We start from the raw sequence: 26,000 nt of genomic DNA on the forward strand, positions 1-26,000 counted from the left end.
AAAGTTATTTTAAAAAACTAATTAAGCGTAAACATAGCCCAAAGCTCTCGCAAGAGAGCTTTTTCTTTAATGTTTATCCCATCCCTCATATGTACTTTCCGATTCAAAGCAGATGAAGATTTCCAATAAGTTATTGAAGAAGCTTGCCTCGCATCAAAATGCCTCCATCATGAAACACACTGGCACCAGGTGGCGTCCAATATAAAAAGGCCTCAGCATGTAGTTGAGGCCTTTTTAATGCTAAAACTTGTAGTTAAACTTAAAAACGATAGCTCAAATTCAGTGCTAAGTCGTTTACATCATTTGCAGAAATAAAGTAGTGGCTAAAATCAACTCCTAATGTCAAAGCTTCACTGAGTTGATAATGAACACCACCTCCTATGTAACCGCTAGTACCGCTGTCTTCGTAACGAGTGGAAAATCGACCATCCCGAACGCTGTTAATCTTGTAATCCCAATTAAACGCACCCAAGAACATTTTACCAACAAACTTATCTGCAAATGATTTTGAGTAATTGAATTGTAATGCAGGACCTTCAGGCAATACCGGGGCAACTCGCGCCAAAGCCATTTGGCTTTGCTCAGGATCCGCACTCAAGCCGGTAAACTCCACGCTTCCTTGACCAAGGTCAATATAGCGAAGTCCTACCTGCCAATTAGGGACTAATTCATAAAACGCCCCTATTGACCAACTACTGCTGTCTTCATCTAAGTTGACGATGTTTAAGTCTGAAGCGTTAATTTCACTATCTGCTGTAGATTGTCCGAGCGTTGCCTCCACTTGCCAATTGCTCGCCTGTGCCTGTGTACTTAATAAACAACTCGTACTCACCAATGCAAAAGCGGGTAAAAGTGATTTTTTACGGCGCAGTACTAGCGCGCTGATTAATAGTAACAACATGCCTCCCATAGTCCCTGAGGACTTATTAGTTATGGATGTAACTTGTTTAACTGATACCGTGACGCTTACCTGGCCCTCAGCCATAGCGCCAAACTCATCTTTAACAACATAGTTAATTGTATCAACACCTTCAAACCCAACTTTTGGTGTATAACTCAGCGTACCATCAATATTAATGGCCACCGTACCTTGGCTTGCAGTTGCAGAAACAATGCTTAACATTCCACCTTCAGGGTCACTATCATTTGCAAGTACATCGATAATGATTTGCGCACCATTTGAGGTTGCGGTGTCATTCGACACTTGCGGTGGTTGATTGGCGATAATAGAAACTGTCGCCGTACTATTGCTCGACCCGCCCTGTCCATCAGTCACACTATATTGAATAGTCGCATTGCCTATAAATGCAGCTGGAGGCGTATAGTTCAATTGATTATTTTCGATACTAACAACACCGAAATCGACACTCGCACCCGTTATGGTAAGTGTATCATTGTCACTATCCGTATCGTTTTCGAGCACATCAATTATAATTGTTTGACCAGAAACAATTGTCACACTGTCAGCGTTAGCGACAGGTTGTGCGTTATTTGAGATTGGTACTGCAATTCCACCTGGGTCGACAATACTGCCATTGGCAATACCATCATCATCATTTGGACCCCCATCAACAATACGTAGTTGCACACACCAATCACCATCGCTAAGGCCTGCGCTCCACTCGTTGCTTCCTGGAGGAGGACAGAAACCTGGCTCACCTTGAGTTGAGAGCAACTCGTTACCTTCTCCAATCACAAAGTCTTGCCACTCACCACCTATTAATTTGCGATAAACCGCATTAAGTGGAATAGGTTTGCGTTGTGGTAAAACGATACTATATACATCACCGGGTTGTGGTAACCCCGTCGCAATAAAGTCGAACAAACCACCTGCATTATTGGCATTTGGATCTGAAGGCAGCTCTGTTTCCAACAGCTGTAGACCACCCGTATTATTTTGTGGCACAGTGGCGCCTTTACGTAAACATACACCTGGGTCACCTTCAACCAAGAACTGGCTAGATTCTAACGCTTGTTCTTGCACCACATTACAATCAGTGATCGCATCCATGAAATCAGGAATACCGTCTTCATCTTCATCGGCATAGCCTTCTTGATCATCCGGAATTAAATCACCGTCACTATCCTCTCCGGTCAACGGTGCTAAAGAGTCAACAATTTCTATAAAGACATTGCGAGATGTTGACAGACTTGGCGTCGCATTATCTTCAGCCGTAACCCTTACTTTATAAATACCCGCCGGGACATTGGCAGGGTTAAATTCAAAGATAAATGGATCACTCGATGTATTGACTAGCGCCGCATCCGGCTGCCAGCTGACACTCACAAGATCATTCGGGTTAGGATCAGCAACTATAGCTTCTATGGTAACCACTTCATTAGAGGCGGTAATTAAGCTACGCTCTTCACCATTTTGCTGCACAACTGCCGATAAACTTGGTGCCACATTTTGCTCAACAATTGTTACTGTTGAAGTAGATTTAGCCCCTCTGTTTACTGAGTCACTCAGGGAGATCACAATGGTTTCGTTATCTTCACTTATACCATCAGCAAATATATTAAAGCTGATGCTAGCACTAGTGCCTGAGCTTATTACCACTTCACCCGACTGTAAGTCATGATCACTGCTATCCGCTGAACCCGAAACGGTATAAGGTACGGTTACAGGGTAACTTGGTGCAGGGCCATTTAGATACACCTTAATCGAGTGACTGCGATCTTCTGCAACTCTACTATCTTTTTGCAGTGACACCAGAGGGTTGACGTTAAGATTCTGGCTCGCAGTGGCTTGTTGTCCTTGATTATCCGTTGCCTGCCAATAAACAATGTGTTTACCAGGCGCAAAGATAGGAATTCCTCTGACTAAAGATACCGGTAGTGGATTCCCTGAGCTATCTGATGCGACCGCAGTACCAAGATTCACTTTGGTGAATAAGCCTGTTGCGTTCACGGTTAAGTCACTCGGTGCAGTAATTGATGGCGCATTGCCCGTGCCCGTACCATTAATCGTGATACTAGCATTTGCCTTTGCCCTCGCTTTACTATCATCTTCAATCAAATAAGTAACGACTATTGGTGCTTGTGAGTTTTGCACAGCTTGGTAAGTCAAGGTGTTATTGGCTATGAACGCAGAACCAATTGAGGCTTTAGCGCCGATAATTCTGAGCGTTCCGCCATCTGGGTCAGTATCATTATTTAAGACAGGAAGCACATATTGATTGGAAGCCACAGCATCGAAGGTGAAACTGTCATCAACGGCAATAGGTGCATCATTTACGGAAGTTACTGTCATCGCGACTGAAGCCGTATTTGACTTAAACTCACCGTCTGACACTGTGTAAGTAAATACATCAGAGCCATTAAAGTTCGGCAATGGTGTATAGCTAAACACAGTACCTTGAATTTGAACTACACCATTTTGTGGCTGCGATACTAACTCCATTGTTAATGCATCGCCGTCTGCATCACTAACCTCTGCCGAGAAGCTCGTAGTACCATCTTCAAGCACCGTTCTTTGCATATTGTTTGCTACCGGCGCGGCGTTAACCGGCTCAACGTCAATTTCAAATGCCGGTAAGCTTGCTTGTAATGCTCCATCACTGACACTCACGATGATATTACTGTAAGTGCCCACATCATCTCTAGTCGGCGTCCCAGCCAAATTACCTGAGGACGTATCGAAGCTTGCCCAAGCTGGTAAATTGGTCACAGAGAACGTCAATGTTTGAGAGTCCACATCGGATGCTGTCGGCGTAAAACTGTATGCTTCGTCTTGTTTCACACTTGTTGATGGTGTACCTGAGATAATTGGTGCGTCATTCACAGCATTCACCACTATGCTAAACGCAGGCAAAGATGCTTCAGCTTGGCCATCCGACACCGTAATTACGATGCCGCTATAAGTACCGTCTTGTCCTTCACTTGGCGTGCCAGTAATTGCGCCTGTTGTATCGTTGAAACTTGCCCATACTGGCAGGTTCGCCACACTGAATGTTAAGCTATCACCGTCGGTATCCGATGCCGAAGGAGTAAAGTTGTATGCAACATCTTCATTGACAGATGTCGCTGGAACTCCAGAAATAACCGGCGCATCATTTACTGATGTCACTGTAATATTGACTGTCGCAGCATTCGACACTAAACCTTCGGCATCTTGTACCGTATAAGTAAAGCTGTCATTTCCGAAGAAATTCGCATTCGGCGTATAAACAATATTACCAGTCGTTAGTATTTGCAGTGAACCGCCTTGAGGCTGACTAACAATTGCAACACTTGCGGCATTGAGCTGACTATCTACGTCCGTGTCATTACCCAATACGTTGATTTCTATGTTGCCATCTTCAAGTAATTGAGCCGTGTTGTTAACAGCAACTGGCGCATCATTAACAGCTGTGATATTAACGGTAACCGTTGCAGGGTCAGAACGCAGCCCTTCACTATCTTCGATGGTGTAAGTGAAGGTCAATGTACCATTTTGATCTTGTTTTGGTGTGATCGCGAGCACACCATCAGAACCAACCGTAACGGTAGCGAGGTCGTAGTTTCCTGCACCATCGCCTTTATCTTCAAGCGCAACATCCGAACCATCAAAACCTTGATCTTCAACATCAGAGTCATTTGCAAGAATTGCCAATGTTGTTGCAGTATCTTCGTTTGTTGTTACCGTGTCATTTCCTGCCACAGGTCGGTCGTTTACAGCACCAATATTAACGGAAATCGTGGCAATATTTGACTTACCACCTTCACTGTCAAGAATCGAGTAAGTAAAGCTATCACTCCCCGTCTCATTGGCATTTGGCGTATAAGTAATGGTGCCATTATTCAAGTCTATTGCCGCTTGACCTTTACTTGGCTGAGACTCAAGTGCAATAGCCCCTGTTGGGTTGGTATCTTCGACATCCGTTGCATTTGCCCTAACCGCCAATGCTGATGTTGGCGTGTCTTCATCGATATTCGGTGTAAAGTTAGCCGCGACTGGTAAGTCATTTACCGGCGTTATAGTAATACTAACCGTTGCCTCATTTGATTCAGCCTGAGTCGAATCTTTAACCGTATAAGTAAATGAATCCGAACCATTGGCATTGGCAGTTGGTGTAAAGGTCACTACTCCATTATTAACGCTTAACTGCCCCTTAGTCGGCTGAGTTTTAATCGTAACCGATGAAGCAACCATATTGTTTTCAGGGTCACTATCATTGGTAAGCACATTCACCGAGTTAGAAGCATCTTCAAGCGTAGTCAGCGTATCGTTCACAGCCGTTGGTGCATCTTCAATTGCATTCATATTGATTGTTACGGTGTACACCGGCGAGCTGGCATTAGCGCTGTCTTCAACATGATAGGTAAAGCTATCGGTATGATTCTCACTCCCCCCATGAACATAGCTAAAGCTACCGTCGGTGTTGAGGGTTAACGTACCGTATTGCGGATCGGTATCTTTCACTATTGTTAGACTGTCGTTGGAATCAAGATCATCGTCACTCGCAAGCGACAGTAGGCCATTATTGAAGTCCCGCGTTAGTGTTGCGCCTTCATCTATAGTGAAGCTAGTACTTTGCCCAGTTGGTGCATCATTGGTATTAACAACTTCAATATTAAATGCGGTGAGTGTATCGCTATCCGTACCATCGCTCACCGAAATTTCAATATTAGAAGTCGTGCCAACATGAGAGTCATTTGGCGTACCTGAAAGTTTACCAGTTTGCGTATCAAACGTTGCCCAACTTGGCTTATTCGTAATGCTAAAGGTATGAGTATCGCCAGTGTCAGAGTCAGTCAAGGTCGGCGTGAAGTCATATTCACTATCTTCATTGACGCTCGTTGCCGGTGTACCAGAAAGCACCGGCGCAACGTTATACTTTTTAGTGACTGTGTCAGTGAACGTTGAGCTTTGATTTCCAGCAATGTCTGTCACAACAACAGATAATGTTAGCGTTCCTTCAGCAAGATTGGCCACATTGATAGAGCTGACTTGCTGAGTTGAACCCGTTATTGCAATGCTGCCCGAGCTACTCACAGAGCTTGTTCCATCAGAAATTTGATATGTAAAGCTGCCTGAGCCTTCTAACCCAGATAAAGCAAAACTTAATGCCGTTTCGTTCCCCGCATTGATCAAGCTTTGATCTATTGCAGCTGTGACTCCAGTTGGCGCTGTAGAGTCAATGGTTACTGATAGGCTAGCGCTATCTGTTGTATTACCTGCTGTATCCGTAGCACGAGCAGAAACTGAGTGTGCGCCTTCAGACATCGCAGAGCTTGTAATGCTCCATGCACCTCCGCTTACCGTTGCACTGCCAACACTACCATCCACACTGGATATAAGTGTAACTGTATCACCTGTGGTACCTGTTCCAGTAAATGTCGAAGTGGTGTCGTTAGTAATGTTATCTGCATTTGAGGAGCCAGAATCACTCGCAGAAGATAGATCTGGTGTACTTGGTGTAGAAGGAGCCGTGTTGTCAATGGTCACGCTTAATGAGCTGGAGTTACTACTTACGTTGTTGCTCGAGTCCGTTGCTGTTGCAAAAATAGAGTGGGATAATCCTGCGGTCAACGTATCCGTTGTAATTTGCCAATTGCCACCCGTTGCCGTACCTGTACCAATGACAGTCGCACCACCACCAACTTGATCACTGTAAAGCTTAACCGTCGACCCACTTTCGGCAGTACCACTGAAAGTTGGCGTGGTGTCATTGGTAATGTTGTCTGAGCTTGAAGCCCCAGAGTCTGAAGCCGCATCCAAATCTGGTGTCGACGGTGCATTTGGGGCCACGTCATCGTTGACCGTTATCGTGAATGACTCTTGGTAACTTGCGGTTCCATCACTCGTTTGAATACAAATAACATAGTCACCTGGAGATGTTGATGCTTGCGTTTGTAGCGTGCTACCTGAAAATTGGAAACTGCCGTTACCCGAATTTGCGCTACATGTACCACCATCGCTACTGCCAGCCGTAACCAAGCTATAGGTATGACTGTCGCCACTTTCCACATCTGTGGTGCTGGCTGTCGCCACGGTCGCAGCAGTTCCGGTATTCGATTGATCTATGCTTGTTGCTGTCAATGCAATATCGGTAGGGGCATCATTTACAGGAGTAATAGTAACTGCGGCCTGATTTGTACCAGTACTGTCTGCCGTGCCATCATTAAAAGTATAATTGAGTGTTACAGATGAGCTTGGATCCTCAGAGCTGTTGCTGTAGCCAATTGATTGCAGTACATTATCCACTAGCGCGGAAGTAGCGCTGCTGTTGAAAGTGAGTACGAGTGTGCCTGCAGAGTTAGTTGTTACTGTACCGACTTCTGTACTATTGTAACTTAGCGCGCCTCCCTGAGTCAGTGTGCCTAGCAGCCCTGTGTTACTAAATACATCTTCACTATTAGCACCACCTGATCGTGAGATTGTTAGCGACGCACCATCATAGTTACCGTTTCCACTATTAAGTGCGTCAAGTTCAGTATCTGCAATGGTTACATCACTATCTATAGCAATCGAAGTGCCATTTTCAGTAAAGGTATTACCACCATTGAGGCTTGTAAATACTGGCTCTTCATTAGCAGCTTCAAATGTGATCAATGTGTCACTACCAGAGTCAGCTACGGTATATGCGAGATCACTACTAGGGGAGTTTGTAAGCGATAGTGATACTTCTACGCCTGAAAAATCGGTTGCATCAGTATCAACTTCTAGTGTACTCGAACCGTTAAACCGCACGTTACTGGTAGATAGTCCCGTAACCCCTGTTATTGTTATCGTGTCACCGACTGCAAGATCGGCAATCGTATCACCATTGAGATCGCTTGCTGCGCCCTCAAAATTGTCATTGCCATCATTACCCGTCATGATATCCGTACCACCACCTGGACGCAGAGTATCCGCACCACTACCACCAGTCATGGTGTCTGAGCCATTCAAATCTGTTGCCGTTATTTCTAGCACGTCACTAGAAAAAGCAGAAGCGTCTATGACTAAGTCAGACGTGATTGCACTGCCGCTGGCATTTGTAACCGACACAGTTTGACCGTCGGCATTAAAGTTATCAGTAAGAGTGATCGTTGCTGCGTTATTTGTGCCAATTGCAATGCCTTCAACGGCAGAAACCGAGGTGGTTGAAAAGTCAAATGTTCCACCATCCATGAGTTTTAATGTCTCACTGCCCGCAGCGCCAGAAATAGCGGTCGCAAAATCGCTCAGGTTGGCAGCATCAATCGCGACAGTTGCACCACTTGATAGACTGAGATTTCCTATATTAAAGAACCCGCCTCCAGTAACGTCCGCACCATCTGATGCTAAAACCAAGTCGGCCACGTCAGAGTCGCCTGTTAAATCACCTGTATAGGTACTACCACCAATGTTAAACGTTACAGCATCATCGTTCGACGTTGCTGAAACATCTGTGGTACCGTTACTGATGGTAATAGTCCTAGTATTGCTAGAATCGTCGCCAACACTATAAACTTCAACCGAAGAGAAAGTCGTGATATCCCCGTCACCAGAAATATTGATAGTTTCTGTTCCAGCCGCTGAAATATTACCAGTAAAGCTTTCATGTTGAGTTGCAGTCATGGAAACAGATGCGCCAGAAGCCAGTGTCAAATTACTAACTGCATTAATACTTGCACCTGTTATATCTGCGCCAGAACTCAAAGATAGCGTATCTGCAGTTGTATTTTCACCCGTAATAGTACCTGTGTAGGTAAGTGAACCTAAATCGAAGGTAATTGCATCTGAAGTTGAAGTACCAGTAACAGAATGACTTGCACTGCTAACGGTCACCGTTCTTGAATTGGTTGAATCATCTGATAAGGTATAATTTTCAAGCGCAGAAACCGTTGTAATATCACCATCGCCAGAAATAGTTAGAGAATTAGTGCCATCGCCTGACACCGTGCCTGTAAACGACGACAACTGAGATACTGATATCGTGGCAGATCCATCAGTGGCTACAGAAAGGTTCTCAAAACCACTCACTGTCGCCCCTGCTATACTTCCGCCATTACTGATTGAAAGCGTATCTGTACCACTGCCTCCAGCTAGAGTACCAGTAGCTGTGAATGTACCGACATTTATTGTGTCATTACCACTGCTTCCTGTTACGCTTTGCCCAGCAGCTCCGAGCGTAAAGGTGTTAGCCGCTGAAAGTATATAAGTTTCAATCGCACTATTACCAGTTAAACCATCGGTACTATCGCTGATAGTGACACTCTCAGTTCCCGCAGCGGTCACCGTTGTAAAACTATCATGTTGTGCTTCAGTCATAGTAACCGATGCATTATCGCTTAGAGTTAATGATTCAAAGCCGCTTAGTGATGCCCCGCTAATATTAGCGCCTGAGTCAGCCTGTAACGTATCGGTGCCGGATCCACCAGAAAGCGTACCTGTAGCAGTAAACCCAGCAACATTAACTGTATCGTCGTCACTACTACCAGTGACATTCTGTGATGCTACTGCCATGATGAAGTTCATTGCAGCACCTAACACATAGGTTTCAATATCGCTATCACCGGTTAGGGTTTGATCTCCATCAGCACTAGATATTGTAAATTGGTTTGTACCTGAACCATTAATGGTAGTAAATGCGTCATGCTGTGTTTCGGTAAGCGTTAAAGATCCGTCATTATCAGGGGTTAATGTCTCGAAATTAGTTAACGACGTAAAGTTAGCTAAATTAGAGCTAGTCACTACAAATAAGGTATCAGTTCCCGCGCCCCCATCCGCAGTTGAACCAGCAATGTGGCTAGTATCAGCAATAGACAGTGTTTCATCGTCACTAGTGAAGGTAATTGCTGGAGATAAATTCGTTCCGCTCGTAGTATCAAAACTGGCTGCGGTACTGCTTGCTGCAGTGACATTACTCACGGAAATAGTAGCTGTGCGAGAGGTACTATTATCTGTGCCATCATTTATCACAACAGTGACAGTTCTTGCGGTTTCGTTGGGCGTACTGGAAGTATTGTTGTACGTGATTGCCTGTAAGAAGGTTTGCACTTCTGACGCTGAAGCCGTTGCGCCAGTTATAGAAATTGTATCTTGTAACGTAATATCTGAAGATCCCGAAACTCCCGTCAATGCATCTTGGGCAGATGCACTAATATTCAAACCTTCGGATGCACCATCTTGATCGTTCGTGAGACTTACGGTAATGGTTGTTATCGTGTCGCCATCAGTTTCTGTCACAGCCGCATTCGCTGCAATGTTTACCGCACCACCACCTTCAGAGAATGATACACTGCTATCGTCACTACCACTCGTTGAATCTAAATCAACTGCAGGTGCGGTGTTGGCCGTTGAGAAATTAAATGTCGTATCGTCACTGATCCCCGCAAAACTGTTACCCGCAGAATCATCAACCGCCGTTGAGTCAACTCGAATTGAATAATTACGGTTGCCCGTCAGATCACTAGTTGGATTTATATAAATTTTATCGTTTGTAATACCGATGCGGCCCGCACCAGGACTGGTGGTGGTACCATCACTTTCTGTTGCTACATCAAAAACTTCAAAATCACTACTACCACTGACGTCACGAATCGTAATACTACCGGTTCCCAACGCGATAGTTTCACTAAAGTCGATCACAATGTCATTGCTACTTACTACACCGGTAGCGTCATCATTTGGCGTCGAATTTGCGCTATCAAATGTTGGGAGCGTGGAATCTACAGTAAAAGAAGTAATACTTAACGCACTATTCGCATTACCTGCAGAGTCAGTGATAGTAATAGTACAATCGCTGTATGTACCATCTGCTAACGCGGTCGAGTTATCGGTTTGTGTCAGCGTGATGGTTTGATTGCCTGTTGAACTAATGGTTGTTGAGCTTGAAGTGCCACAACTCCCCCCCATGGACAATGTGCCTGTTTCTGTTGTGCTAAATGTGTAGCTAGGCGCGCTGTCATTGGTTGGAGTAGTCACTGCGGTTACTTCAGCAACTGTTGGTGCTGATGTATCTACCGTAAAACTAGAAATTGTTAATGCTGTATTTGCATTCCCAGCGGAGTCAGTGACTGTAATGGTACAGTCACTGTAACTGCCATCTGCTAGCGCCGTCGAGTTATCGGTTTGTGTCAGCGTGATGGTTTGATTGCCAGTCGAACTGATTGTGGTCGAGCTTGAAGTGCCACAACTTCCACCTACTGCCAATGTACCTGTTTCTGTAGTACTAAACGTATAGTTAGGAGTGCTATCATTCCCCGGAGTCGCTACAGCGGTAACTTCCGCAACTGTCGGCGCAGCAGTGTCTACTACAAAACTTGATATTGCCAACGCAGTATTTGCATTTCCCGCGGAGTCTGTCACGGTAATGGTACAGTTGCTGTATGTACCATCCGCTAATGCCGTTGAATTATCCGTTTGAGTCAGAGTAATTATTTGGTTGCCAGTTGAGCTAATTGTAGTTGAACTTGATGTACCACAACTTCCACCTACAGCTAACGTCCCAGTCTCTGTCGTACTAAAAGCATAGTTTGGCGTACTGTCATTAGTTGGGGTTGTTACTGCGGTAACTTCTGCAACTGTTGGTGCAGACGTATCCACCGTAAAGCTCGAGATTGTTAGTGCCGTGCTAGCATTGCCCGCAGAATCCGTCACCGTAATGGTACAGTCGCTATACGTGCCTTGGGCTAACGCTGTCGAGTTATCTGTTTGGGTCAAAGTGATGGTTTGATTGCCAGTCGAACTAATTGTTGTTGAGTTTGAAGTGCCACAACTACCACCCACAGACAATTCGCCGGTTTCTGTAGCGCTAAACGTATAACTTGGTGTTGTATCATTCGTTGGCGTAGTCACTGCGGTCACTTCTGCAACCGTTGGCGCTGTGGTATCTACTGTAAAGCCCGTAATACTCAAAGCAGTGCTAGCATTGCTAGATGAATCGGTAACAGTAACCGTACAATCGTTATAAGTGCCATCAGCTAATGCTGTCGAGTTATCTGTTTGAGTCAGGGTAATGGTTTGGTTGCCTGTGGTGCTGATTGTGGTCGAGCTAGATGTGCCACAACTGCCTCCCATCGACAACTCACCCGCCTCATCAGTCGTAAACGTATAATTGGGTGTATTATCGTTGGTTGGGGTAGTAACGGCGGTGACTTCACTTATGAGTGGAGCTGTATTATCTGAGGGTGCTAATGTAAACTCGATATTGTCAATACCTAAATTGTGCCCATTGGTACCCCCACCCACATAGCTAACTACAACACTCGATACAGAGGTCCAGTCAGATGCTGTTAATGTCGCTAATGCATCGCCCAAGTCAGAGTCATTATCAGAGATTGTAACTGCCGTTCCATTATCTGGAGTAAACGTATAGGTTCCACCGACTCCACCGCCACTAAACTGTCCAATACCAAACTGCGTTATGCTAATATTCGAGCTAAAAGACATCGTCCAAAACTCTCCAGCCTGAGAGGTAGTTGGTACCATAAACCCCGTTACCGCGCTATTATAGCTAATTATTCTACCTGCAGATTGAGTCGCCGTCAGCGTCACACCGTCATTGGTTGAAGTAAACGTTGCCGAGCCATCTCCTGTATTATTCGCGCTGTTATCAAAAGTAAATGTACTTGCAACTGCACTAGCACTAAAAACCGTAGATAAAAACAAAGCTAGTTTCGTAACGTGAAACCTTTCATTCACTAGGTGGTGTCGCCCCAAATTAGAGCTTACAAGATGCTTACTATTCATAACACAACCCCAACTTTTATATTTACACAACAAAACATACACTTAAATAATTCCACTTACAGTTTAGCCACATTAACTTATCTAACGGCACTAAATCTATTAACTTTTCAAACCTGAAACTAATAAAGGACCAGCCCCTTTGAAGAACTAGTCCTTTGACACGCAACTATGCACGAGATGGGTAAAGCCCCTGCATGGCAATTAACCAGTTGAGCGGTAATACTGGGTTAACAATATCCACTGGTAAACTAGAACCAGCATCAAGGTTTGTAACCGTTCCTCCACCAGAGCCACCGCCTGTAACATTTAGCCCTTTGATCTCAACTAAATCGGCTCCACCTAAACCTGGTTTAAAGAAACCTGGACTAGTATTTGCGCCTATATACGTGTCTGATGTTGGTGTTCCTGTCGACGCAGGGTTAGTCGCCACCTGCAAAGTACCACTCGCAGCAGTACCGCCATTAGGTGTAAAAACAGCGGTGTGGGTATGTGTTGGCATTTGTGAAACTGTCAAAGTGACAAGTTCGCGACCCATTTTAAAACCTTGCCTATACTCTTGCCCGCCAGGCATTATCCCATGTCCAACCGGACTACGCCCACGCAAGTCGGGTAAGCCAAATGTGCTGCGAGCGTCGCCACCGTACAGGGCTCCAAGTAATGAGAACAGCGCCGTGTTTTGGCTAATCGCTTGGATTTGGCCAAAACACATTGCCCAGTTTTCAATCGTGAATGTGCCGCCAAAAGTTGTCATAGTGCCAATAAAGGGTTCAGTAGCCATGTTTATTCCTCTAAATTATTTACATACCTTGTTGTGATTGTGTTGTTACTAAATTAGCGGCAACACAAGCCTTATAGTTACTCTTTTTACTTTTACTGCTTACTACTCATTACTTAAAATTTTATACGGATCAATTTATTCAGGATCGGCGTTTGTTGTTCCTGGTAACCCAGCATTAAACACGGGGGGAATAAAAAACTCTGGTAACGAAACCTTAAGCGCCTCACCGGTAAGCACTTTATCTAAACAAACCGTACCTAGTTCATTAACACTTAGTTGCAACTGCGCATCGTCTTCACTCGTTGGAAATCGCCAATACAATTCCGTTGTTTTATATCGCAACAATGCCATTTGCTCGTACTTGTCAAAGTCGCGTGGATTTTCACAAAACCGATCGTGAATGCTTTCTAGCCTTTGCTCACCTAAAAACTGTATCAACAGTGAACCCATGCCGGGTATATCAACAACGCCACACTCACCGCTTTTAACCACAATCTCCCCTTCACCCTCTTTTTGGGCAACTTTCTGTGCATCATTTGCACTTGGATAATTGCCCCCATTAAATGGGTAAATGAGCAACTCAAAATCATAACGATTAATTAGATTGATCTTTATATTCATACCTATCTCGCTTCTGGGGTTAATGTCAGCGCATAGTTAGAATGCAGAATTGATAAATACACCAGACAAGCCACTATCAGTTCTCTCTTAACTAAGCCTCTAAAAATTAGCTTATATTTATCAATACGTTTTGATCTTAAACAACTCTACTTTCATAATTAGCACCGCAACTCAGTTCCATTCCTGGTTCAAGCGCAAATAGCAATGCGAAACGATAGCCATCAAACATACCTTGTTGCGCGCCTATGATATCTAGGCGCACGGCACAATCATCGGTTTTAACAACAAGACCTGCGCTTTTATCTAATTGCACAATCGTTCCGGCTTTGATACCAAGCAAATCACATTTAACAGGCGTCGCTTGCAGTAACTGAAATACACTTTGGCGATATTGAAACAATGCACACGCGACATCTGTATTACCCGCTCGTGCCATATTGGCTATTTCTCTTGCACTATGTTGTCGCCAATCTACCAATAAGTCTGAGTGTATAATTTGTGGTGCAGTCTTAAGACTTGCTCCTTGCTCTTGTGGTCGCCATACGACCCCAGCACTTTGCTCTGTTTGGACAAACTGAGAAACTAAATACGGTAAGGCTTGAGCCATTTTTTGGTGAAGACACTTATTAGTATCAAAAGGGTGAATATCTATCTCGACTTCGCAACCAATATCCCCACAGTCTAATTCTTCATTTACTTTATGAAGAGTCAGTTTCGTACTACTTTCACCATTGCGGAGCTGCCAATATATCGGTTGGGGTCCTCTATAATCCGGCAGTGGACTTGGATGAATATTGACTAAGTGTTCTTGGAAATACTGGATGAGTGTTGTCTTAATTCTATGTCTAAACAAATAAATGACACCGCACTCCACGCCCATGCGATCTAGTTGCGTAATGAGAGGCTTGTCATCTTTTTTGTTATATTTCAGCATGGTTATTTGCTTTTGCTCTAACCACTGTTGTAATTGTAATAGGTCTGGGTTTACATCGGAATCTGGCAACACAACACATGCTAGTAGTCCAGCTTGGTCTAAATACTCAATCGCAGGAGCGCTAAGGCAACTCCCCGTAAACACCGCATACTTATTCATCAGCATATCCCTATAATTTTACCGGCACAAAACCCGGTAACCCAGTCAATTGATAGTAGAACTGAACCGTATCCCCGCTACTAGCAACAAAGTGAGTGTGCTCTATGTCTTTTGGTTTAAGGTCGATATACACGCTTGTGTCAGGCCGGGGGTGCGTTATCCCAGAATCATATTGGCCAACCTCTTCTTGCGCGAATGTCTCTATATGGGCATATACCGCAAAGATACGTTTGCCCATATCTTCAATGCCCGTAGGTAGTACAATTTGATTCGCAGGGATCACTTTAATGCCATCTTCAAGTTCAAGCTCTTGCATCTCTAACAAAGTAGACTTATTGATCTTAAGGATTTCGCCTAATTCCACTCGATCTTGTTGCGCCTCATTACCCACATTGCTTGAATGACTATATTCTTGAGTTTTCCATTGTTGGTTAAACTCCGTTTCCCCAACAACCATCATGCCTTTTACCGACACATTTTGCGGGATCATCCAACCGTCTAGGGATAAGTATTTCACTAAATGTTTGGCAATACTTAATTGGCCCTCTTTGGTAAAGCCATGTTGCATCGCTTCTAACACTAAAAGATCAATGGCATTTTGGGGCTCAAATACGGTCGCATCAGCCTCTTCAATAAGCGATACGTACTCTTCAAGCTGCAAGTCACTGACGAGCTGTTTAAGTGTTAATATTGCACCGGGTTGAATATCAACAAGCGCCACTTGAATTTGGCTCGGTTTGATGGTTTGAGTCTCTTTGTAGTAGCTAAGTAAAGGCAGTAACAAAGGTGCGAAAGGACCACAGGCAGGGTACAGTACATTAATTGAGGGTTTATTTTTTAACTGACCTTGAATCGCTTTGTCGAGTCCGCGAGCATATCCCTTGATCCGGTAAACATCCTTTATTGTGTGCTTACAGTTATAGGGTGACATAATCAACCCTGTCGCGGAAATATACTGATGAGTGAGCACCTCTTGGCTTAATTCTGCCATCGCCATAGATTGCACTGCATTATCGTACATTGTCTCAAAAGCGCTGACCAACTCTTGGTGTGTAACAGTATTAAGATCTGTTAACACCAATGTTATTGCGTCAACAAAGCTCTTTTGCAACAGCTTTTGACGTTCACATACGGAAAGTTTTGCTTTTAAAAGTGATTGAAGCTGAGTTCTAATTGAGTGCTTTAATAAATCATCAACCTGAGGGTCAATGAAACCTACCTTTGTATTGTTTGCTAACTGCTGCTTTTCCATAGATATTATTAGCTCCACAGATCCTTAAATGTCGGCTTGACTGATGCTTTTTTAAGCGCTCAGCCGGTGTCTCCTAACTGTTTCTCTAATGAGTGTAGTCAAGCACAAGTAATCTGCTAATTTTTTGATAAAACTTCGGCTTACAAAGATATGTCGATGTAAAAATCGTAAAAAATAGGTCATCACTTCGATTTAGTAGTAATGAAGTGAGATCTGTTGAACACAAAAAACGGTACGTTGCACATCTCATTTAATAAAACCAAAGACAATTAAAAATCTGAAATATTAAGTAGTTACCATAACACTTCTGTTACTACACACTGATTATGCCAAAAACATGAAGAATAAAGAATTACACAACATTACAGCAAGATGTAATAGCGTTTTCACAAAAAATTCTTGCTTCTGAAAACCATAGATTTGCTCACACCTGTTACAGTGTTCAAAAAAAGCGCATAGCTATTTGATTTTTTTAAATAATTGAAATCTTGATGGTAGACATGTATTTACATTCCAATTACCCTATACCATTAACAAAAAATAAGAATTAGTAATCATATGTCTCTGACACAATTTTCGGATAGCCATATTGTCGATGTTTTCCAGTCTGACAAATACCAACTACTTGAAAAAATTGGAGAAGGTGGATTCGGTAAAGTTTTCAAAGCACGCCAAATAAACACAGGGCAAATCGTTGCTCTAAAATTTTTGGCGTTAGAACCACAACTGGAAGCGACGAAAAAACATAGATATGCGGAACGTTTCAATCGCGAAACCTTACTTTGTAGTCAATTAAACCACCCAAATATCGTACGATTATTAGATAAAGGACAATTAAATGAAAATTTAATGTTCGGGGTATTCGAGTATGTGGAAGGGCAAACACTACGGGACTATCTAAGTCAAAATGGTGCAATTGATTCAGTGTATGCAACTGACATCATGTTGCAAGTGTTAGACGCGCTCATTCACGCTCATCAACAAGGCATTATCCACAGAGACATAAAGCCAACCAATATTATGCTTAGCCAGTCTGGTGCAAAGACTTATGCCAAAATACTTGATTTTGGTATTGGTACGCTGGCACAAGAAACTCGCCAACATGACTTTGAAACAATCACACTTACGCAAGAAACATTAGGCACACCTTCTTACAGCGCACCAGAACAATTACGTGGTGAGCCAGCCTCGGCAAAATCGGATCTCTATGTATGGGGTCTAGTATTCTTAGAATGTTTAACTGGCGTACCTGCGGTCACGGGTACTAGCGTCGCATCGATTTATCACAAGCAATTAAGCGATGTACATATTCCAATTCCAAGCGCACTACTTGGCCACCCTCTTGCAGGGCTTCTCAGACGTGTACTCAATAAAAGTGCGTTGGAGCGCGTGATCACCGCAACCGAGGCATTCTCTGAACTTGCACGAATGAACGTATCGAACCTTGTTGGTGTGCTAAAAGATGTTAAAGCTCAACATGGTTACGACGAAACCACAGTAATGATCCGTGATGACGATCCTAACCATCGTGCCATTCAAGAATATACGGCGCTTACTGAGCGCAAACAGCTCACCGTTCTTGCGGTAAGGTTAAGTGTTAAAGCACTCGACAATCAAGATAAAGACTTCGATGTCATCGACACGGTTTATAAATCTCAACGCAATCACTTTATTGATATCGCGACTCGTTACGGCGCTTATCACGTGGGTAACCTCGCCGATACCAGCTTGTTTTATTTTGGCTACCCAGTTAGTAGCGATAACGACGCGCGATTGTCTGCCCGTACCGCACTTGAGATGATAAGCGAACTTGGCAAACGTAACGCACTAATGCAAGAAGCCCACAGAGTCGCCCTTAACGCTCACATTGGTATTCATACTGGTGTATTTATTACCTACGCCAATGCGGTACCTGAAGGTCATCACGCAAATATTGCAGCAGCACTCTCCCGTGAAGCTGGCGAGCGCCAAGTCTTATGTAGTGCAGAGTCACGCTCACTCCTCGATGCTTTTTCAGAATTTAATCTGTACAGTCAAGTACAAATAGGCCCGTTATTTGAACTAACGCCGGTTTATAACTTGCAAGGAGAACGTCGCATCGAAGCGTTTGGCTTTATGCGTGGTACAAAGAACCATCATGAACTTGTAGGTCGTCACCTTGAGCTTGAACAGACACTTTCACTCATTAATAACGAAGTCGAAGGTGCAACCCGCATCGCCCACATTCATGGTGAAGCTGGTATAGGTAAATCTCGGCTGCTGCAAGAAATTCGTGCTAATGCACCGCAATATCAGCATTTAGTCGCCCAGTGTTTACCAGAGCACCAAAATAATGCTTTGTATCCAATTTTAACGTTGGTCAAATACCTCTTTAACACCGAACAGCTTGACGCTCATTCAGCCAATACCGTGTTTAGTTATGTATTATCAAACGTGGATAGTAAGCTCGATTTAGTGCAAGCTATCCCTGTGTTGCTAGTTTGGCTCAATATCTCACTTGATGATGAAATTACGCCTTCTACACTTTCTCCCGATGAGCAGAAGCAAGTGTTGTTTAAAGGGCTTTGCGCATTGTTACTGTCAAACCGTCACGGGCTCAGTAAGTTTAAACTTTACATTATTGAAGACATTCATTGGGCAGATAGCACCACCTTAGAGTTTTTACATCACTTTGTCGGTGCGCTAGCTTCAGGTGATGTTTTACTAAGCACTTCAAGACAAGCGGTGCCAACTCAGTTGAAAGACCTTACCTTAGTGGATGTTTGCCTGAGAAAACTAACCGAGAAGGCCACTGAAGATTTTATCATTAACTTGTTTGATGGCCGCCGAGTGTCAGAGCGAGTTCTCAAATTACTTACCAGTCGCACAGACGGGATCCCGCTATTTATTGAAGAACTCGTCAACATGCTTAAACAAAAGGCATTAGTTGGAGATAAAGGGGGAGAGATTGACTTCCTCGCACCAGATAAACTTGACCAAGTACCTACGAGTTTAAGAGAGTCATTACAACAAAAACTAGATAGCCTTAGTCATGCCAAAGAAACAGCGCAACTTGCGGCAACGATAGGCCGAGAGTTTGAATATGATTTACTCGTTGCGGCATCTTCTTTAAGCGAAAACCAGATCCAAAACGACTTAAATGAGCTGATAGCAAACGACCTTATCGTGCACCAGCGCCGCGTTGATTACGATAGCTATATCTTTAAGCATGCGCTAGTGAGGGATGCGGCTATAGCTAGCATTCCTAGCTTTCTACACACACAGCTTTATAAAAAGTTAGCAAACGTTCTTTTGTGCAATGATAGTACTCGCTTTAATAGCCGTGTTTCTTTACAGCTCCAAGCTGAATATTACATTGGCGCAGAACTCATTGAACTTGGAATAGGCTCCCTGATCGCCGCTGGTAATGAACAGAATCAAAAAGGTGCCTATAAAGAGGCAATGAACCTATTATCAGATGCTGAAAGCTTATATCAAAGTAAAGCGCTTGATAAGGTAGAAATTGCGTTGAGAATTTACCTTGGGATTGCGCACAGCCTCTCAGCAACCCTTGGTTTTTCTGATCCTCATGTCGAACTTTATTATAATAAAATTAACGAACTGGAGTTATCAGCAGCTGATCCCGAGCTAGTGTTGGCTGCTCACTTTGTGTCTTCAGTCTTTGGTATTGTTACCTGCCAACATCACATGACAAAAAGAGCGCTTGATAGCCTCTCAGAAATAGCAAATGAAAAAAATGGTCAGCATTTAAAAGTACCAGTTTTGTTTCAGCTAGGGCAATTTGCTACTGTAAGTGGAAAGCCAGAAGAAGGTTTTTCATACTTAAAGCAGAGTTTAGCTGTATATGACCCCACGCACCGTAAGTTTTATAGCGAGCTAATAGCATACGATATAGAAGTTGCGATTCGAGTTTATGGCGCGCTAAATGCGGCACAGATTGGTGATCGTAAAATCGCTTTAGACTGGCTTGAAAAAGCCTTAAATCAGGCAAAATCTATAAACAACCCCCACACTATAGCCCATAGCTATGTGAGAGCATCTCAGCTTTATATAATACTTAGGCAACCACAAAAAGTACTTGAATATGCTGATTTAGCACTAACAGTATCCAATTTACACGGCTATCAATTATGGACAGCTTTTGCGAAATGCTTTAAAGCATGGGCATTAGCAACACTTAACGGCAACCGTTTGGAGGAAAGCCCTGTTTCACTGTTTGAACAAGGAACACAGTTTCTAGACGCTGTAGGACTAAAATCTCATGCACTCTGGCTAGCTGCGTTAAAATCCCAAGTTTTATATAAACTTGGTCACAAACCTCAGGCTTTAACACTTATTTCAACTACAATCAAAGATCTGAAGACTAGCGATGAAAAGCTATATCAACAAGAGATTATCGACACGATAAGGATGATTGAAAATAATGAATAAGTTATTAACTAAACTAACTGTTAATTTATCCTTTGTATTCTCTATTGCTTCCTCATGGGCAGCTGATCCGCTGACGGTGTTAAAGAATGAAATAAATGAAAGTATAAATTCCAAAAACTCTAGATTCCTAAAATATGACAATACGAATAAAAAGTCTGAATTCCCTAGAGTGCCAAATCAGTTTATATGTACTTTCCCTGATGGAAATGAAATTTATAACATAATCAAAAAAAACAATGAAATTATTGAAAATATTACCGATAAATCAGTGCAACTTGCAATGGTTCAGGAGCTAAGGACATTTGAAGAAAAAATAATGAACATTTCCGCTTGGGATTTGTTTCTCTCGGTAAACAGTAACATAAACAGTAAAGACAGTGCTTTTCCAGGCTCCGTGAGTTTTACCTCTGACTACATCCCTCGCTGGGGAGCTTGGCTTCATGACACAACATCGTCCCCCAAATTAGTTGATGCGAATACATTTGAGATGAACGCAAAATCAGTGAGCGATGGTAATTGGAAGTGCCAAAGTGATTGTCTGAAGAATACACTCGACTTGGAACTGTTTTCTAAAGAGCAAGGAGTAGATGGCGGTGGCATCCTAATCGACCAAGCAGGAAATCCTATCTACTACGAAAGCCGTGCAAACGGACTGTTATATCAAGATCTTGCTGAAGGGTTTCAATATAGTGTTCCTATGTCCTTTCCTCTTGGGCAATGTACTGAATACATAGATATTGGTCTTGAAGTAGGTGGAGAGGCCGGTAAAAGGCAAAATATTTTACCTGTTGTTTCTGTGAAACTTGGATGGAAAATTCTTACAAAGCAAGACGATCCAAACAAATATTTTTCAATGGAAAACATTACATTAAATCAAAATGGCAAGACAGTTCAGTCCAAATTGGGACTAGTCGCAATGCATGTTGCTATAAAAGAGCAGCGCCAATATCAGTGGCGTTGGGTAACGTTCGAACATATTGATAACCTCGACGAGCCAGAACAACATAGCGCTGAGACGCCAACTTTCAATAACCCTAATTGTCATGATTGCTGTGACAATTTACTACCAAAGAAAAGTGATAGTCCAGCCCAGCTAACACGACTTGAGCCCCTTTCAACTGATACAATTTTGCTAAATAATAAAATGCGCTCATTATTGAAAAGCAATAATTCCGTTTTTCAGCACTATAAGCTAGTAAGAACTCAATATACGAGTCTTGTCACCCCTAATTTGAAACAATTTTTTATCGAGCGAACACCTAGTGATGCAAGAAATGCTGTTTTAGAGCCCTTTGTATTGCCAGAAATAAGCAATTGCTCAAATAAAGAAAAATACATCGTACCTACACATACATTCAAAACAGGCTGTATGGGGTGCCATAAGTACGCAGAATATAAAACTAAAAATGGTAAATCTGAAACCGCAGATTTTACTTTTATCTCTCCATTAAATATACAAAAGGAAAATACAAATGAGTAATAATAATATAGATTTCGCTTATGCAGTGATCCATAATATTGATAATGCAACGGAAGATTTCAAAGCAAAACCAGAGATCCTTATGGCAAAGTTTGAACTAGAAGAAAACGCTAAAGAAAAGCTAAGAGAAATAGGCAAGGCTTGGAGTAATGGACAAACCACAGACGTAGAAAAAGGCTGGGCAGAATTTGCAGAGCAATTCATAGGCCCTGAGCTATTCGCAGCAATGCGCTGGTAGTCATAATTATGCAGGTTGTTATGTCAAACTATATCAAACTAGTCGAAAAAAGTCTTATCGCTCTGCGAGTAGATAACCGTGCGATAAGTAAGGTGCTGGATAAAGTCAATCTTATTGAAGCTTCTACTTCTAGCATATTTATCGAAACAAGACCTTTAGATCAAAGTAAGCTGGATATAACAACCTGTCACCACTTTACAAGAGATTGGGAATGCGCGGGTTTAGACAGCTTAAAATTTGACCGAATAAAGAAACTGGATTTCAAATATAGACCAAAGACAGTCTGGTTGGAATACGATGACATCGCTGAAAGTGAGACTTCACCCGGCTTGCACCTCAGTATAAACCAACAAACTATGATCAATATATCTAAACTATGCGATATCCTATTTAATAGCGGCGCACCTATCGACAATGAGTATTTTGAACGGTTATTACAATTAGCTGAAATACAGCATATTTCTAATCTTCCCAGAGACCATGGTGAAACGCTGAAACTACACCTCAAACCCAATAACTTAAGCAGCATCAAGCTTATAGAGGAGTTTTCTACATTCATCACTGACAACTCTTGTATAGAAATGATTGAAAGTGTTTGCCAACTAGATGAAAGTTATTTTGACTATATATTTCTAGACTTAAGCTTTTATAACAACGACCCTCTTCCCATAATTGGGATATATCTTTCTAATAAGAATAAAAAAAGTAAAAATTATTTAAGTGACTTTAAGCGGATATTAGCCTTCTTAGAGCTGGAAATTGAAGCTATGGAAGCAATATTTTCGCTCATTAATAATGAAGAAGATGTCTGTCTAGACATAAAAATCGTCATCACAGCAGAAACTATTTACACTAAGCTTTACACCGGAGTCATAAATAGCCGAGCAGTTGATGTGGAAGAAATGGCAAAAAAACTGAAATTGGTTTTTAGTTAATGTAAAAACCAATGTGGGCGTATACTAGTTTTAAAGGGCCACTTTCGTATTTGTTAGGCACATTAGTGAATAATACTTACATTAGAAAAGATCCATGTTAACTCTATAAGCAGTGTTAATAAAAGTGCTGAAATCTCAGCACCTTTAAGTTTAATTTAGGCGAATTTCCCTCTTGCTGCATGAAGCTTCTTATAGCTCTCGATAAGACGCAGGTGCTTGTCTAGACCTTCTAACTTCATATTAGTTGGCGTTAAACCATAGAATTTCACATCGCCATTAATTGAGCCAATAACTGCATCCATCACGTCTTTAGAGAACATGCGAGTAAAGTTATGAATGTAATCTTCAATTTCTAGCTCTTCATCCAATGCAATTTCGAGTGTGGCATGCATTGCTTGATAGAATAAGCCACGCTCAACCGTGTTGTCATTAAACTGCAAGAAGGTTTCAACTAGTTCAATGGCCGCTTCGATATCGCCAAGCGCTAGATAGATTAAAATCTTAAGCTCAAGAATTGTAAGCTGACCCCACACCGTATTTTCGTCAAACTCAACGCCAATTAGGGTGATAATGTCGATATAATTATCAAGCTGGCTGTCTTCTAAGCGCTCAACCAAGTTAGCTAATGCTTGGTCATCTAGAGAGTGGATGTTGAGAATATCTTCGCGATATTGCAGTGCTTTATTGGTGTTGTCCCAAATCAGATCTTCAGCAGGATAAACTTCAGAAAAACCTGGTACCAAAATACGACAAGCGATCCCTAAGTCTGTAAATTCCGCAATATAGGCTTCTTTACCTAACCCTTCCAAAATGCCAAATAACTTATCGCATTCTTCTTCATTAGTACCTGTAAAATCCCACTCAACAAAATCGTAGTCATGTTTCGCACTAAAGAAGCGCCAAGAGATCACACCCGTTGAATCGATAAAGTGTTCAACAAAGTTCTCCGGCTCAGATACCGCCATGCTGTTAAACGTAGGTTTTGGTACATCGTTTAAGCCTTCAAAACTACGACCTTGTAACAACTCAGTTAAACTGCGCTCAAGTGCCACTTCGAAGCTTGGATGCGCTCCAAAAGAAGCAAACACACCGCCTGTTTTAGGATTCATCAGGGTTACGCACATTACAGGGAATTGACCGCCAAGAGACGCGTCTTTCACCACCACAGGAAACCCCTGCTCTTCAAGCCCTTTGATCCCTTCAACAATACCTGGGTATTTAGCAAGTACAGATTCTGGCACGTCAGGCAACACAATTTCCTGTTCGATGATTTGCTTTTTCACCGCGCGTTCAAAGATCTCAGATAAACACTGCACTTTCGCTTCAAACAGGTTGTTACCAGCACTCATACCGTTACTTAGGAATAAGTTTTCTATTAGATTTGACGGAAAATACACGGTTTCACCATCAGAATGGCGAGTATACGGAATAGAACAAATGCCGCGCGCTACATTACCTGAATTTGTGTCGATTAGATGTGAACCTCGTAGTTCACCTTCTGGGTCGTAAATTTCACGAGTGTAGTCGTCTAAAATCTCAGTAGGAAGCGCATCATCAGCTTCAGGTTTAAACCACTTTTCGTTCGGGTAGTGAACAAATTCAGCATTTGCGATTTCTTCACCAAAAAACTGATCATTATAAAAGAAGTTACAGTTTAAACGCTCAATAAACTCACCGAGTGCTGAGCACAGCGCGCTTTCTTTGGTTGCCCCTTTACCATTGGTGAAACACATTGGTGAAGCAGCATCACGAATATGCAAAGACCAGACGTGTGGCACGATATTACGCCATGACGCAACTTCAATCTTCATGCCTAAATCCGAGAGGATCTTGGTCATATTTGCAATCGTCTGTTCAAGCGGAAGATCTTTACCTAGGATAAAAGTGCTGTCGCTTTCGCTGGTATCAACCATCAGCATAGCCTGAGAATCATCTTCAAGGCTTTCAACCGCTTCCACTTGGAATTCCGGTCCTGTTTGGATCACTTTTTTAACGGTACAACGGTCAATTGAGCGCAGAATACCTTGGCGATCTTTTTCAGAAATACTTTCTGGGAGCTCCACCTGTATTTTAAAAATTTGGTTATAACGATTTTCAGGATCAACGATGTTGTTTTGCGCCACACGAATTCCATCCGTTGGAATGTCACGCGCATTACAATACACCTTCACAAAGTAAGCAGCACAAAGCGCTGAAGAAGCTAAAAAGTAGTCAAATGGACTTGGTGCTGAACCATCGCCTTTATAGCGAATTGGCTGATCCGCAATGACAGAAAAGTCGTCAAATCTGGCATCAATTCTGAGATTGTCGAGGTAATTTACTTTGATTTCCATTGGAAGGTTCCGGTGTGTTGCAAACGAAAACGCTAATTGTACTTGAGGATGGGTGACCACGCCAATGGTAGTTTCAAGCTTGTGGTTTAAAACGTAAATAGTGAAAGAATGCCAGTGGAGAATCCAGACAAAAACATTTACATTTGATAGCAAATGGTTAAAATACCAACTCTAAAAAGTAAGGATAATTAAATAT

The 26,000-nt window shown here is 42.6% G+C and carries 10 protein-coding genes; 4 read left to right on the forward strand and 6 right to left on the reverse strand.

Annotation, left to right across the window (positions count from 1 at the left end; all coding sequences use genetic code 11):
• Nucleotides 1-259: 259 nt before the first annotated feature.
• The 5 genes from BB427_RS06570 to BB427_RS06590 form a co-directional block, all read right to left on the reverse strand.
• Entirely contained in the window at nt 260-12,643 is a 12,384-nt protein-coding gene (locus tag BB427_RS06570; RefSeq protein ID WP_254663592.1) for an Ig-like domain-containing protein, read from the reverse strand.
• Between the two features lie 166 nt (nt 12,644-12,809).
• Nucleotides 12,810-13,421 (reverse strand): phage tail protein, encoded by a 612-nt coding sequence (locus BB427_RS06575; protein WP_069019650.1) that lies wholly within the window; start codon nt 13,419-13,421, stop codon nt 12,810-12,812.
• A gap of 135 nt (nt 13,422-13,556) precedes the next feature.
• Complete coding sequence (locus BB427_RS06580) at nt 13,557-14,042, reverse strand: hypothetical protein (RefSeq protein ID WP_069019653.1); 486 nt, start codon at nt 14,040-14,042, stop codon at nt 13,557-13,559.
• A 136-nt stretch (nt 14,043-14,178) separates the two neighbouring features.
• The gene (locus tag BB427_RS06585; RefSeq protein ID WP_175401248.1) at nt 14,179-15,135 is read right to left on the reverse strand and encodes a methionyl-tRNA formyltransferase; all 957 of its coding nucleotides are present in this window, start codon (nt 15,133-15,135) and stop codon (nt 14,179-14,181) included.
• Nucleotides 15,136-15,145: 10 nt separating this feature from the next.
• On the reverse strand, nt 15,146-16,387 hold the full coding sequence (locus BB427_RS06590; RefSeq protein ID WP_139119022.1) for a hypothetical protein: 1,242 nt from the start codon (nt 16,385-16,387) through the stop codon (nt 15,146-15,148).
• Nucleotides 16,388-16,945: 558 nt separating this feature from the next.
• Here BB427_RS06590 and BB427_RS06595 point away from each other — a divergent pair.
• Genes BB427_RS06595 through BB427_RS06610 form a run of 4 tightly spaced genes read left to right on the forward strand, consistent with a single transcriptional unit; the run spans nt 16,946 to nt 23,471 of the window.
• Entirely contained in the window at nt 16,946-20,818 is a 3,873-nt protein-coding gene (locus BB427_RS06595; protein ID WP_083229843.1) for a TOMM system kinase/cyclase fusion protein, read from the forward strand.
• Nucleotides 20,811-22,298 (forward strand): hypothetical protein, encoded by a 1,488-nt coding sequence (locus BB427_RS06600; protein WP_069019666.1) that lies wholly within the window; start codon nt 20,811-20,813, stop codon nt 22,296-22,298. The genes BB427_RS06595 and BB427_RS06600 overlap by 8 nt, the downstream gene beginning before the upstream one ends.
• On the forward strand, nt 22,291-22,536 hold the full coding sequence (locus BB427_RS06605; RefSeq protein WP_069019668.1) for a hypothetical protein: 246 nt from the start codon (nt 22,291-22,293) through the stop codon (nt 22,534-22,536). Before BB427_RS06600 ends, BB427_RS06605 begins: the two co-directional genes overlap by 8 nt.
• A gap of 20 nt (nt 22,537-22,556) precedes the next feature.
• On the forward strand, nt 22,557-23,471 hold the full coding sequence (locus BB427_RS06610; protein WP_139119023.1) for a hypothetical protein: 915 nt from the start codon (nt 22,557-22,559) through the stop codon (nt 23,469-23,471).
• 155 nt (nt 23,472-23,626) lie between these two features.
• Here the strand turns inward: BB427_RS06610 and BB427_RS06615 are convergent, their stop codons facing one another.
• The gene (locus tag BB427_RS06615; RefSeq protein ID WP_069019682.1) at nt 23,627-25,804 is read right to left on the reverse strand and encodes an OsmC domain/YcaO domain-containing protein; all 2,178 of its coding nucleotides are present in this window, start codon (nt 25,802-25,804) and stop codon (nt 23,627-23,629) included.
• Between the last annotated feature and the right edge of the window lie 196 nt (nt 25,805-26,000).

It is taken from the genome of Pseudoalteromonas sp. BMB, from assembly GCF_001709235.1.
Taxonomy (GTDB): Bacteria; Pseudomonadota; Gammaproteobacteria; order Enterobacterales; family Alteromonadaceae; genus Pseudoalteromonas; species Pseudoalteromonas maricaloris.

Excerpts from the sequence above, each read along its gene's own strand:
- BB427_RS06570 (WP_254663592.1), bottom strand. The coding sequence starts at position 12,643 with ATGAATAGTAAGCATCTTGTAAGCTCTAATTTGGGGCGACACCACCTA.
- BB427_RS06575 (WP_069019650.1), bottom strand. The coding sequence starts at position 13,421 with ATGGCTACTGAACCCTTTATTGGCACTATGACAACTTTTGGCGGCACA.
- BB427_RS06580 (WP_069019653.1), bottom strand. The coding sequence starts at position 14,042 with ATGAATATAAAGATCAATCTAATTAATCGTTATGATTTTGAGTTGCTC.
- BB427_RS06585 (WP_175401248.1), bottom strand. The coding sequence starts at position 15,135 with ATGAATAAGTATGCGGTGTTTACGGGGAGTTGCCTTAGCGCTCCTGCG.
- BB427_RS06590 (WP_139119022.1), bottom strand. The coding sequence starts at position 16,387 with ATGGAAAAGCAGCAGTTAGCAAACAATACAAAGGTAGGTTTCATTGAC.
- BB427_RS06595 (WP_083229843.1), top strand. The coding sequence starts at position 16,946 with ATGTCTCTGACACAATTTTCGGATAGCCATATTGTCGATGTTTTCCAG.
- BB427_RS06600 (WP_069019666.1), top strand. The coding sequence starts at position 20,811 with ATGAATAAGTTATTAACTAAACTAACTGTTAATTTATCCTTTGTATTC.
- BB427_RS06605 (WP_069019668.1), top strand. The coding sequence starts at position 22,291 with ATGAGTAATAATAATATAGATTTCGCTTATGCAGTGATCCATAATATT.
- BB427_RS06610 (WP_139119023.1), top strand. The coding sequence starts at position 22,557 with ATGTCAAACTATATCAAACTAGTCGAAAAAAGTCTTATCGCTCTGCGA.
- BB427_RS06615 (WP_069019682.1), bottom strand. The coding sequence starts at position 25,804 with ATGGAAATCAAAGTAAATTACCTCGACAATCTCAGAATTGATGCCAGA.